Below are 12,199 nucleotides of genomic sequence, written 5' to 3' on the forward strand. Positions count from 1 at the left end.
ACGACGCCGCGGGCGGAGCGATCCGATGTTTGACGATGTCATATCCAGAAGCCGGAAGGGAGCACTCAGCGGGCGGACCCTCGCTTCGGTGATCTTGAGCGGCCTGGCGCACGGCCTGCTCCTCCTGCTCCTCGTGGAATTCCCGCAGATCCTGCAGGGGGGGCGGGGAACGCCGTTCCGCGTACTCATGGGCCCGTCGGATCAGGACCGGGACGAGCAGGAATGGCGCACGGTCACGATCCTCGAAAGCCCGGCGCGCATGCCGATGCCCTCGGCGGAGACGCTCGAGCGGAATCTGCCCGATTGGGACCGCGAGGGAGCGGGCGCCCCCCCCATCCGGGTCCGGTTCGGGGACCTGAACGCCGCCCTGGCCGACCTGCCTCCCATGCCGAAAGCCCCCGCCGAAGCTCCCGAACCGAAGGTTTCCCTTCCGGAAAACCCGGTCCTGTCGGGGACCAGCCAACCCAGGGTCGCCGGCGAAAACCTCCGGGCCACGGAGGAGGATGACGGCCGGCCCGACGCCGCCGGCGACAGGAAATCCGACCGGAATCCCCCCCGGAAGGCGCCGGCCGCCGCCTCGGCCGCCGACCGGGCCCCGAGCCGGATCCCCGATTCGATCCCGCCCCCCGCGCCCCCCAGGGCCGGGAGAGCGTCCGAGGGGGTCTTCGAGGACGAGGCGAGCGCCCTCGAGAGCCCCGGTGTCGGCCTGTTCGATACCAAGGGCTTTCCGCTCGGGAACTACAAGGACATCATCGTGGAGCGGGTCAGGGGGAAATGGTTCATCCCCTCCAACCTGAAAAATTCCCAGGGGCAGACCACCATCGTCTTCTACATCGACAAGGAGGGGCGTTTCGCCGACGCCCGCATCGTGGCCTCCTCCGGGAACAATTCGCTGAACCTGGCGGCCCTGAACGCCGTCATCGAATCCAACCCGTTCCCCCCGCTGCCCAAGGGCTTTCCGGGAGACCGCATCGGGGTCAAGCTGATCCTCATCGTCGACCCATGACCCATCGTCCGCTTCCAAGGAGTCGGTTCTTGCCCTTTTCGAGGTTCCTCCCTCTTTCCGGGATCCCCCCCTGCCTCCTGCTGCTCCTGTTGCTGGCCGGATGCGGCGGTCCGAAAGCCACGATCCAGGCGCCGGAGCCCCGACCGGCTCCCCCCGCTCGGCCCGGGGCTCAGCGGCCGGCCGAGCCCCCCCGCAGGCAACCGCCCGCGACGCAACCTCCCGCGGCCCCCCTTCCGGAGGTGACCACCATCGCCCCGCCGACGGAGGAAGCGGCCCCGGGTCCCCTGATCCGCATCGGGCTCGAGACCGGAGCGAGGGAACTGCGCATCTCTTCGTCGGCCGAATTCCACCTGATGGAGAAGACGCCGGACGCGCCCCGGTGGCGGATCGGGAGCGAAGTCCGCATCCGGGCCGAGGGGGGGGGCGCCCCCGCGGCCGCCGCTTACCAGATCCAGGTGGCTTCCCTGTCGAGCCCCGATCGCGCGGCCGAACTCGGCGCCCTCCTCGAGCGCGAACTGGAGGTCCCCGTGGCGGTCCAGGTCAACGCCTCCACGGGCGCCCACCGGGTGCGCGTCGGCCTCTTTGCCGGCAGGGAGGAGGCCCGGGAGCTGCTCGAGCATCTGGTGCGCTCGGGTTACCCGGACGCCTTCCTGACCCGGGCCGAACCGTCGGGCGGGGGGACGGCGGGCGGGGGCGGGACGGAACTGGTCGTGTCGAGCCCGGACAACCTGTCGCTGAGGAGCCTGGCCGGGTTCTTCATCACCCCCTCGTCGGGGTCCGATTTCCTGAGCGTGGACGGGAAACCCTATCGCGGCGCCCTGGACGTCATCCCCGAAGGGGGCGGCAGGATGACGCTCGTCAACCAGCTGGGGCTGGAAGAATACCTCTTCGGCGTCGTCCCGGCCGAGATGAATCCCGCAACCTATCCCGAACCGGCCGCCCTGGCCGCGCAGGCGGTCGCCGCCAGGACATACGCCCTCAAGAACATGGGCCGCTACCGCTCCCAGGGGTTCGACCTCACCGACGACACCCGGACCCAGGTCTACGGCGGCGTCAACGGGGAGCGGGAGATGACGAGCGACATCGTGCGCGAGACCGCGGGGATCGCCATCTATCACCAGGACGGGTTGATCGACGCCATGTTCATGTCCACCTGCGGCGGGCGCACGGAAGACGCCTCCCTGGTCTACGGCTCCGCGCCGGTCCCCTACCTGAAAAGCGTGGCCTGCGCGGTCGAAAGCGGCCCGGGGCCGGGCGAGATCGTGCTCGAGGGACGCCACGGGCTGGAGGAACCTTTTCTGGCCGACGACGGGCACCTGGCCAACCGGAACCTGGAACTTGCGCGGATCCTGGGGATCGGCCCCTCCGACCGGGAGGCCCGCTCGCCCGGGTATTTCACCGCTCCCGCGGAAAGGGACGATATGAGGGAGTGGATCCGGCAGTCGGTCCTGACCGTCGGAGGTTCGCCGCCGGAGGAAGCGCCGCGCGGCGTGGACATCGCCACCCGGGGGGGGTTTCTCCTCTACGCGGCCGAGTCGTTCTTCGGTCCCGGCACCCTCTCCCGGAGGATTTCGACGGGCGACATCGATTACTACATGGCCAACATCAAGGACGGGGAACGGGTGCGCGACCCCCTGCGCGCCGTCCTCAGCCACCTGATGCAAAGCGGCCTCTGGCGCCCCAACGCGGACAACACCGTCCGGCCGGAGGACAGGCTCCGGCGGGGGGACGCCCTCTCCCTCCTGCTGCGCTGGATCGAAACGGCCCGGCCGGGGATGCTGCGCAAGGGGGTGTTCACCGGACTCCGCCGGGAGGACGGGGACGGCTCCGTCATCGGAATCCGGTCCGGGAACCGGACCCACGAGTTCCGGCTGGCGCCGGCCCCCGCCCTGTTCCGCATGGACCAGGGGCAGGCGACACCCATCCACAGCATCCGCATGATCGGGGCCGAAAAAATCGCCTTCCACCTCGGACCCTCGGACCGGATCGATTTCCTCGAGATCGAACTGAGCCCTTCGGGCGCCTCGAGCGACCGCCACTCCCCCGCGGCGACGTGGGAGGCGCTCGCGACGCGCTCCGCGGTGGGGGAAAAGCTCCGCCCGCTCACCGGCGACATCGGAACGTTCCTGGACCTCGAGCCGCACCGCACCGGGGAATCGGGGCGGGTGGTGGAGGTACGGGCGGTGGGGAGCCGCAGATCGGTGGTGCTCAACGGCTACAAAGTCCGAAATGCGCTGGGCCTGAAGGACACGTTATACACGCTCGGGCGCGAATACGGCGCCGACGGCCGGATCCAGACCTTCACTTTCAACGGTCGGGGGTACGGCCACGGGATCGGCCTGTGCCAGACCGGGGCCTACGGCATGGCCCGGGCGGGCCGGAGCTACGAGGATATCCTCAAAACCTACTACACCGGAGTGGACATCCGGAAGGCGTACTAGACCATGGAGCGCATGCGTTCGCAGACGCGGGGGATCGTGGCCCTGGCCCTCCTCCTCCTCCTGATCGCCTCCCTCCGCTACTGCCTTGAGCTCGGGTGAGGGCGTGTCAGACAAGGACCCGGTCATCGCCGTTGTCGGCCCCACCGCCGCGGGAAAGAGCGACCTGGCGCTCGAGCTGGCGCTGCGCTTCGGGGGGGAGGTCGTCGGCTGCGACGCCCTGCAGGTCTACAGGCATATGGATGTCGGCACCGCCAAGACCCCCCCGGCCGCCCGGCGCGGCATCCCCCATCACCTCATCGATGTCCGGGAGCCGCACGAGGAATTCACCGCCGGGGACTACCAGCGCCTGGCCCGCGCCTCGGTCCGGGACATTCGCCTCAGGGGGAATCTTCCCGTCGTCGCCGGGGGGACGGGGTTCTATCTGAAAGCCCTTTTCGAGGGGCTCTTCAATGGCCCGGAAAGAAGCGCCCCCCTGCGCCGGCGCATGAAACGCGTCATCGGCCGGAAAGGGCCGGAGATCCTCCACCGCGCGCTGGCCCGGGTGGACCCGGGATCGGCCTCGAGGATCGGCGCGAAGGATGCCGGCCGCATCATCCGCGCCTACGAGGTGTACCTCCTGAGCGGCAGGACGATGACATGGTGGCAAAGCCGGCCCAGGGACGCCTTCTCCGGGGTCCGCCCGCTCAAGATCGGCATCGACCTGCCCCGGGAACTCCTGTACGCCAGGATCGACCGGCGCGTGGAGCGGATGTTCGCGGGCGGCCTCCTCGAGGAAGTCCGCGCCCTCCTCGACCGCTGCCCCCCTTCCTGCCAGGCCTTCAGGGCGATCGGGTACCGGCAGGCGGCCGAATACCTCGAGGGGCGGATCGGGCTCGACCGGGCCATCGAATCGACCCAGCAGGAAAGCCGCCGCTACGCCAAGAGGCAGCTCTCCTGGTTTCGGGTCGACGGGGAGATTCTGTGGCTCGACGGGAGGGAGGAAGCCGCGGAGCTTGCGGACCGGGCCGCGGAGGCCGTTTCCCGTTTTCTGCGGGAAGGTTAGGCGAAAGTGAAGCGCCGCCCCCACGCCGGAATCCGGCGTTCCCTCGAATATGTTCACCCCAGCCGTTCCGACAGGAGGAGCGACGCTTCCCCCTTGTTCCAGCATTTTCCGTGCCCATGGGGCGCATCCTGCCGGATTTGTCCCTATCGTCTTTATAACAAGTTATTTACAAGAATTTTGCCCCACACCGGGGCGGCTCGGAAATCAGGGAAGTGCGTGCGCGAGCGCACTATTAGTGTGTACGGACGCATATTTCTGAAAATCGGGGACCCCCGTCACGGGGGGCTCCCGTTTCCGGGGCTCCCGTAATATAATGCAGCCATGAAATTTGAACCCGTGATCGGACTCGAGGTACACGCCCAGCTACTGACAAGGAGCAAGCTGTTCTGCGGCTGCAGCACCCGGTTTGGCGCGCCCCCCAATTCCCAGACCTGCCCCGCCTGCCTGGGGCTTCCCGGGGCGCTCCCCGTGATCAACCGGCAGGCTGTCACGATGGCGGTCAAGGCGGCCCTGGCCCTGGGCTGCCGCGTCCATCCCGTATCGATCTTCGCGCGCAAGAATTATTTCTATCCCGATCTGCCCAAGGGCTACCAGATCTCGCAGTTCGACCGCCCGCTGGGGGAGCACGGCAGCGTGACCGTGTTCTCCGGGGAACGGGCCGACGGCGGAAAGATCGTCAACCGGCGCGAGAAGGTGTTCGGCATCACCCGCCTTCACATGGAGGACGACGCGGGCAAATCGATCCATGAGGGGCTTCCCGAGACGGCGTCCAAGAGCTATGTCAACCTGAACCGCACCGGGGTGCCGCTGGTGGAGATCGTGGGCGAGCCCGATCTCCACAGCAGCCAGGAGGCTTACGATTACGTGGTGCACCTGCGCAAAACCCTCCTCTACCTGGGAGTGTGCGACGGCAACATGGAGGAGGGGAGCCTGCGGTGCGACGCCAACGTATCCATCCGGCCGGAGGGGTCCGACACCCTCGGCACGAAGGTGGAAATCAAAAACCTCAACTCCTTCCGCTTCCTGCAGCGGGCGCTCGACTACGAGATCGAACGACAGGCCCGGATCCTTTCCGAAGGGGGGCGTATCGTCCAGGAGACCCGCCTCTGGGACGAGTCCGAGGGGCGCACCTTCGCCATGCGGAGCAAGGAGGAGGCGCACGACTACCGCTACTTTCCGGAGCCCGATCTCCCCCCCCTCCGGCTCGACCCGGAGTGGCTCGCGCGGATCGAGGCGGAGCTCCCGGAACTGCCGGGCGCCAAAATGAAGCGCTTCATGACCGAATACGCCCTCGGCGCCGACGACGCGCTCCTCCTGACCGCCACGGCGGAAACCGCCGCCTATTACGAGGAATGCGCGCGCGCGTCGGGCAACCCCCGGGCGGCCGCGAACTGGGTCATGGGGGATCTCGCCTTCGCCCTGAAAAACTCGGGCGGGGAGATCGGGGAGAACCCGGTTTCGGCCGGAAACCTGGCGGAGCTGATCCGGGCCGTCGACTCGGGGGAGATCTCGGGCAGGATCGCCAAGACCGTCTTCGAGGAAATGAGCCGCTCGGGCGAACCCGCCGCGGACGTCATCCGCCGCATGGGACTGCGCCAGGTCAGCGACGAAGCCAGCCTGGGCGCCGTCATCGACGGGGTGATCGCCGCCAGCCCCAAGCAGCTCGAGGAATACCGTTCGGGAAAGACCAGGGTCCTCGGTTATTTCGTCGGCCAGGTGATGAAGGAGACCCGGGGCCAGGCCAACCCCGGGGTGGTCAACGAACTGCTGCTGAAAAAGCTCACGGGGGCCTGATCCCCGGCGGGGCAGGGGCGCGATACGGCATGGGAAATGCAGCCACCAGGAGGGAGGCGGCCCGGGTCCGGCACGGCCTGATCCGGGCGAAGGCGGCGGCAGGCGCCGCCGGGGCGACGGCTGCCCCGCGCTTCGTGGCCGACGTCATGCTGGGACGCCTGGCGAAATGGCTGAGGATCGCGGGATTCGACGTTCTTTATTCCAACCGGTTTTCCGACGACGAGCTGGTGCGGATATCCCGGCTGCAGGACCGGGTACTGTTGAGCCGGGACACCCGGCTGCTGGTCCGGAAGGAAGTGAAGAGCTTCATCTTCCTCGAGAGCCCGGACGCCCTGATCCAGTTCCGGCACGTCATCGAATCGACGGGCCTGCCGGCGCTCCCCGCCCCCCTTACCCGGTGCCTTTCCTGCAACCGGGTCCTGGTGCCGACGGAGCGGGAGAAGGTGCGGGATGCGGTCCCCCCCTTCGTCTACAGCACCCACACCCTTTATAAATCCTGCCCCGGGTGCGGAAAGATCTTCTGGGCGGGAACCCACAGGGAGGCGGCCGTGCGGACCCTCCGGGAGCTGCTGGGGGGGATCGCGGACATCCCCGCGTGAGGAGGAGTCTATGAGCACCATCCGGTTCTGTTTTCTGTTTCTCTGTTCGGGAGCCGCGCTGCTCGGGGCCGCGTCGGCCCAGGCGCCGGGCACCGCGCCGAGTGCCGCCGCGCCGGCGGGGGTCCCGATCGCCGGCATCCTGGAATGCGGCGAAGGCTACACCTCGCACGAACTGTACGACATGACGATCACGCTCGAGGAGGTGCTCCGGGGGGACGAGGCCCGCGAACGCGTCCGGGCGGCCGACCCCCGCAACCCGGCCGAACCGCTCGGCTTCGACTACGTCCTGGCCCGCGTCCGTTTCGGGTACAGGGCGCGGGGAGTCCCGGGCACCTGCATCCACCCGCTGTCGCCCGGGCAGTTCACCGCCTATTCCCCGGAGGGAGAGGCCTACGCGGCCGCCGCCGTCACCCCCCCGGAACCCGGGATGCAACGGGAGATGAAATCGGGGGACACGGCCGAGGGGTGGCTCGCCTTCCTGGTCCCCGAAACCGACCATGCGCCCCTGCTGTCGTTTTCGGCCGACCGGGGGGGCGCGGTGCAGCATGGAGAACCCAAATGGTTCCTGCTCCGATGAGGCCCCCGATCCCGGCCCCCCTGCACCGGGAACGCCGATGCTGACCCCGGATCAGAGAGAGCGGACCCTGCGCTTCATCCGGGCCGTGAAAGCGGGGGGCCCGGGGGAATTCACCTTCCGGGACGCCGTCCGGGCGCTGGATCTGGACAGCGACGATCGCAGGGACCTCCGGCGGCTCCTGGAGGAACTGGAGGATGAAGGCGTCCTCCGCCGCGTCCGCCGGGGGCGCTACTCGGCGGCGGCGCGGGAGGTCCACGTCTCGGGAACCCTCAGCCGCCACCGGGACGGTTACGGCTTCCTGATTCCGGATGACGGCTCCGGCTACGGGGAGGACATCTTCATCCCCGCGCGGAACCTGGAGGACGCCCTGCACGAGGACCGCGTCCTGGTGCGGGTCGAACAGAAGACGCTGCCGGCGCGCCGCCCGCGCGAGGGGGGGCGCGGGGGGCGCGCCTCCCGCCGCACCCGTGCGGAAAACGGGGACTCCCGGCGGAGGCTCGAGGGCCGCGTCGTCCGGGTGCTGGAAAGAAAACACCCCGTCATCGTCGGCCGCTACCGGGCCCATTCCCGGTTTCCGTGTGTCCAGCCGCTCGATGCGCGGATGGCCGACGACATCCGGATCCCCCCGGCAGCGGGGCTCGAAGCCCGGGACGGCCAGATCGTCGCCGTCGCCATCACCCTCCCCCCCGGGCGCCACCGGCTCCCGCAGGGGAGGATCCTCGAAGTCCTGGGAAACCCGGACGACCCGGGGATCGAATACAGGATCGCCCGGCACAAATTCGGGCTTCCGGCCGATTTCCCTCCGGAGGCGCTCGAGGAGGCGGAAGCGATCCCGGACCGGGTCCGGGAGGAGGATTGCCGGGGGCGGGAGGATTTTCGCGCCGAGACGGCCGTAACCATCGACGGGGAAAGCGCGCGCGATTTTGACGACGCCGTCAGCCTCCGGCGGCTCGACTCGGGCAACTGGCTCCTCGGCGTGCACATCGCCGACGTCTCCCACTACGTCCACGAAGGTTCGGAACTGGACGCGGCCGCCTATGCCCGGGGCACCTCGGTCTATTTCCCCGATCGGGCGATCCCGATGCTCCCCCCGAGGCTCTCGAGCGGGATATGCAGCCTGAAACCGGGGGTGGACCGCCTCGTGCTGTCGGCCCTCGTGGAGGTCACACCCCGGGGGCGCGTCGTCGCCCGGCGCTTCACCGAAGGGGTGCTCCGAAGCCGCGCCCGCCTGACCTACACCGCCGTCGCCGGGATCCTGCTCGGCAGGGCGCCCGATGAAGGGGCGCGCCACGCCGACCTGATCCCCCTCCTGGAAGACATGCAGGGGCTCTGCCGCGCCCTCGCGCGGAAACGGTACGCCCGGGGGGCCGTGGATTTCGACCTGCCGGAAGCCGACATCCGGTTCGACCCGGAGGGGCGGGTGACGGGCATCATCCCTACGGAGCGCAACATCGCCCATCGCATCATCGAGGAGTTCATGCTCCTGGTCAACGAGCAGGTCGCCCTGGCTCTCACCTCCTCGGGGGGACCGGCGCTCTACCGCATCCACGAAAAACCCGACCCGCGCAAGGTCGAGGAGTTCGCCGAATTCGCCCAGGTCCTCGGCCACCGGCTGCCAAGGAGCGGGGAGGAATATGTCCCCGGGGATTTCCAGAAATTCATCCGGGGACTCGAAGGGAGTCCGGAGCAGAAATTCCTGGCCTATCTCATGCTCCGGTCCTTCATGCAGGCGCGCTACTCGACGGAAAATGCGGGGCATTTCGGCCTGGCGCTGGAGGAATACACCCACTTCACCGCCCCGATCCGGAGATACCCCGACCTGGTCGTGCACCGTCTGCTCAAGCGCCTCCTCGGCGGGAAAGAGTCCGCCGGGTGGCGGGTGCGCCTGGCCCGGCGCCTCCCCGAAATCGCGCGGCACGCCTCCGAGCGCGAAAGGAACGCCGACGAAGCCGAGCGGGAAATCGAGCAGTTCAAGAAAGCGCAGTTCATGGCCGGAAGGGTGGGCGAGGAGTTCGAGGCCGTGGTCTTCTCCCCCTCCCGCCAGGGATTCTTCGTGGAGCTGCTCGATCCCTTCGTGGAAGGATTCGTCCCGGCCGAGACCCTGATCGACGACCGGTACCGCTACCTGGAAAAGACCCGCACCCATGTCGGGGAACGGCGGCGGCGGCGGTTCCAGCTCGGCTCGCGGGTCCGGGTGCGGCTCGACCGCGTGGACCTCGAGGCCGCCCGCCTGACCTTTTCCGTGGCCGGCGGCCGTTAGCCGCCCGACGGTCCGGGGGCGCGCTCGAAACCGGGGGAGACCGCTTCGAGGAGGCTTTCGGCCAGGACCTTCTCCTGGAACGGGAGCACGGTGCGCAGATCGACGAGCGCCCGGTCCCCCTCGATCCTTATGATCACGGGGGGATCGAGCGAACGCAGCCGCGACTCGATCACGCCGGGGCGGACCGATTCCGACTCCAGGGAGACCAGGATCGAGGGGAGGGCGCTTTCGGGACAGGATCCGCCCCCGACCACCGATTCCCCCTCGACGAGATGCACCGCCGCCCCCCCGGGAAGAAGGGGACGCAGCCGCCGGGCGAAGCGGCGGGCGCGCCGCCGGGTTTCCTCGACCGTCATGGCGATCATGCGCACCACGGGGATCTCCGCGGCGGCGCGCCCGAAGCGGTAGCTCCCGAGGGTGGCCTCCAGGGCGCCGTAGACGAGCTTGTCCACGCGGTAGGTCCGCATCAGGGGATTTTTGCGGATCGGCTCCACCAGGCTCCGCGCGCCGGCGATGATCCCGGCCTGCGGGCCGCCCAGCAGCTTGTCCCCGCTGAAGGAGATGAGATCGACGCCGGAGGACAGGCTCGCCTGGACCGTCGGCTCATCCGCGATGCCGTAGGGCCTGAGGTCGACCAGGCAGCCGCTGCCGATATCCTCGACCAGGGGGACCCGGCGGCGCCGGGCGAGATCGACCAGGGCCTCGAGCGCGGGCTTTTCGGTGAACCCGTGCATCCGGTAGTTGCTGGGATGGACCTTCAGCAGCAGGGCCGTGTTTTCGTTGAGGGCCGATTCGTAGTCCCCGATCCGGGTCTTGTTGGTGGTCCCCACCTCGCGAAGAAGGGCGCCGCTGCGGGCCATGATCTCCGGGATGCGGAAGGATCCGCCGATCTCCACCAGTTCTCCCCGGCTGACGATGACCTCCCGGCCGCGGGCCAGCGTGTCGAGGATCAGGTAGACGGCGGCGGCGTTGTTGTTGACGACCGCGGCGTCCTCGCACCCCAGCACTTCCCGCAACAGGGGCTGGATCAGCTTGTCCCTCTGGGACCGCTTCCCTTCGGAAAGATCGTATTCCAGGTTGGTGTAACCGGCGGAATGTGCCGATAAAGTCTCACGGGCGCCGGCCGACAGCGGCGCCCGCCCCAGGTTGGTGTGCAGGATGACACCGGACGCGTTGATCACCGGACCGAGTCCCGGGCGCAAACGCCGCCCCAGCCTCGCGCCGAGGGCGGCCTCTAGCTGTTCGGGGGTGGTCCCGGCGTCGGCATCCTGCGACAGAATCGCGGCGCGGACCTCGGCCAGCAGGCGCTGAATCTCGGCCACGACGAACTCGTGCCCGGTGGACTCCACCCAGGAGGCGATCGCCGGGCGCAGGAGCAGCTGGTCGACGGCCGGGATCCGGCGGAGAATTTCCTGGGGAGGCTCGTTTTTCATTGGGGCATTTCAGCACAGCCGGGGGAAGGCTGTCAATCGGCGTTTGCGGGGGGGATGCGATGCATGACGAGGAACTGACCAGCCTGGAGGAGGGGCTGCGGCGGTTAAAGATCGAGTACCACATCTTCTTTCACGGAAACCAGGGGAAGGCCCCCGATGAACTGCGCCTGCGCATCGAAAGGCTGGTGAAGAAACTGTCCGAAAGCGCGGACCTCTCCTTTTCCCAGCGCTTCCGGTTCAATACCCTGGTCGCGCGCTACTACGTCTATCGCGATCTCTGGAGGCGCACCCAGCAGGAGCGGGAGATGGGGGCCGAGGGAGCGGGAGGCGCCGGATCCAAGGCCGCCGCGGCGCCCACGCCGTCCGCGGCGCCTACGCCGTCCACGGCGCCCATGCCGGGCCCGGCGCTCCGGATTTCCATATCCGACCCGGAGGCCGAGGAGGGGAAGGTGCGGAAACTGTACGAAGCGCTGGTGGCGGCCCGCAAAACGGAACGGGGGAAGGCGCAGATTTCCTATCCGCAATTTGCAGAGCTTGTGGCCACCCGGACCCGGAGCATCCGGCAACAGCATGGATGCTCCCGGGTGGCCTTCACCATTGCGCTCAAGGAAGAGTCGATCCGGTTCACCGCCGCGGCGGAAACCGTTGAAACCTGACCCCGCCCGAAAGCGGGAGTCCTAGACCGCAGGCTGCTCCGGCTGCGGTTCGAGCCTCACGACGTGCTCCGCCTGCGGACCACGGGGACCCAGCTTGACGTCGAACTCCACCTGCTCCCCTTCGCGGAGAGTGCGGTAACCCTTTTCCTGGATGGAGCTGTAATGCACGAACACATCCGCTCCGGTAGGCTGGGAGATGAAACCATATCCCTTGGTGTTGTTAAACCACTTGACCGTACCCGTAATCTTACTCATAGAACATCCCCTAAAAAAACCCAGAACATTCCCTCGCACATCCTGAATTGAGACGGCTTGCCGTCCCAAAATGCAATGCTGTCCAGGCCCCCTTTTTAAACCAAACAAACTACTAGAGATTTAATTGGATTGAGCG

The 12,199-nt window shown here is 68.2% G+C and carries 10 protein-coding genes; 8 read left to right on the forward strand and 2 right to left on the reverse strand.

Annotation, left to right across the window (positions count from 1 at the left end):
• The first annotated feature begins 25 nt into the window (after positions 1-25).
• From GXY47_03120 to rnr, 7 genes are all read left to right on the forward strand, one after another.
• Positions 26-1,006, forward strand: coding sequence for a TonB C-terminal domain-containing protein (locus GXY47_03120; GenBank protein NLV30122.1), 981 nt, complete (start codon positions 26-28; stop codon positions 1,004-1,006).
• A gap of 29 nt (positions 1,007-1,035) precedes the next feature.
• On the forward strand, positions 1,036-3,447 hold the full coding sequence (locus tag GXY47_03125) for a SpoIID/LytB domain-containing protein (GenBank protein NLV30123.1): 2,412 nt from the start codon (positions 1,036-1,038) through the stop codon (positions 3,445-3,447).
• Between the two features lie 103 nt (positions 3,448-3,550).
• Positions 3,551-4,489, forward strand: a complete 939-nt coding sequence (gene miaA, locus GXY47_03130; GenBank protein ID NLV30124.1) for a tRNA (adenosine(37)-N6)-dimethylallyltransferase MiaA — start codon at positions 3,551-3,553, stop codon at positions 4,487-4,489.
• A 321-nt stretch (positions 4,490-4,810) separates the two neighbouring features.
• Positions 4,811-6,283 carry an Asp-tRNA(Asn)/Glu-tRNA(Gln) amidotransferase subunit GatB gene (gatB, locus tag GXY47_03135; protein ID NLV30125.1) on the forward strand — a complete coding sequence of 491 codons (1,473 nt, stop codon included), beginning with the start codon at positions 4,811-4,813 and terminating at the stop codon, positions 6,281-6,283.
• A 29-nt stretch (positions 6,284-6,312) separates the two neighbouring features.
• A complete protein-coding gene (locus GXY47_03140) occupies positions 6,313-6,882 on the forward strand; it encodes a hypothetical protein (protein NLV30126.1) in 570 nt (189 codons plus the stop codon).
• A 10-nt stretch (positions 6,883-6,892) separates the two neighbouring features.
• A complete protein-coding gene (locus tag GXY47_03145) occupies positions 6,893-7,459 on the forward strand; it encodes a hypothetical protein (protein NLV30127.1) in 567 nt (188 codons plus the stop codon).
• A gap of 37 nt (positions 7,460-7,496) precedes the next feature.
• Entirely contained in the window at positions 7,497-9,719 is a 2,223-nt protein-coding gene (gene rnr, locus GXY47_03150; protein NLV30128.1) for a ribonuclease R, read from the forward strand.
• Here rnr and GXY47_03155 read toward each other — a convergent pair.
• A complete protein-coding gene (locus GXY47_03155; GenBank protein NLV30129.1) occupies positions 9,716-11,152 on the reverse strand; it encodes an L-seryl-tRNA(Sec) selenium transferase in 1,437 nt (478 codons plus the stop codon). The genes rnr and GXY47_03155 overlap by 4 nt on opposite strands.
• A gap of 59 nt (positions 11,153-11,211) precedes the next feature.
• On the opposite strand from GXY47_03155, the gene GXY47_03160 reads away from it, so the two are divergent.
• A complete protein-coding gene (locus GXY47_03160; GenBank protein NLV30130.1) occupies positions 11,212-11,808 on the forward strand; it encodes a hypothetical protein in 597 nt (198 codons plus the stop codon).
• A 21-nt stretch (positions 11,809-11,829) separates the two neighbouring features.
• On the opposite strand, the gene GXY47_03165 is transcribed toward GXY47_03160, so the two are convergent.
• Positions 11,830-12,063: a cold-shock protein gene (locus tag GXY47_03165; protein NLV30131.1), complete on the reverse strand. Its 234-nt coding sequence runs from the start codon at positions 12,061-12,063 to the stop codon at positions 11,830-11,832.
• Positions 12,064-12,199 lie beyond the last annotated feature (136 nt).

This window comes from Acidobacteriota bacterium, assembly GCA_012729555.1.
Classification (GTDB): domain Bacteria; phylum Acidobacteriota; class UBA6911; order UBA6911; family UBA6911; genus UBA6911.

What these genes read in the sequence shown, in the direction of transcription:
- GXY47_03120 (NLV30122.1), top strand. Translation starts at nt 26, where the DNA reads ATGTTTGACGATGTCATATCCAGAAGCCGGAAGGGAGCACTCAGCGGG.
- gatB (NLV30125.1), top strand. Translation starts at nt 4,811, where the DNA reads ATGAAATTTGAACCCGTGATCGGACTCGAGGTACACGCCCAGCTACTG.
- GXY47_03140 (NLV30126.1), top strand. Translation starts at nt 6,313, where the DNA reads ATGGGAAATGCAGCCACCAGGAGGGAGGCGGCCCGGGTCCGGCACGGC.
- GXY47_03145 (NLV30127.1), top strand. Translation starts at nt 6,893, where the DNA reads ATGAGCACCATCCGGTTCTGTTTTCTGTTTCTCTGTTCGGGAGCCGCG.
- rnr (NLV30128.1), top strand. Translation starts at nt 7,497, where the DNA reads ATGCTGACCCCGGATCAGAGAGAGCGGACCCTGCGCTTCATCCGGGCC.
- GXY47_03155 (NLV30129.1), bottom strand. Translation starts at nt 11,152, where the DNA reads ATGAAAAACGAGCCTCCCCAGGAAATTCTCCGCCGGATCCCGGCCGTC.
- GXY47_03160 (NLV30130.1), top strand. Translation starts at nt 11,212, where the DNA reads ATGCATGACGAGGAACTGACCAGCCTGGAGGAGGGGCTGCGGCGGTTA.
- GXY47_03165 (NLV30131.1), bottom strand. Translation starts at nt 12,063, where the DNA reads ATGAGTAAGATTACGGGTACGGTCAAGTGGTTTAACAACACCAAGGGA.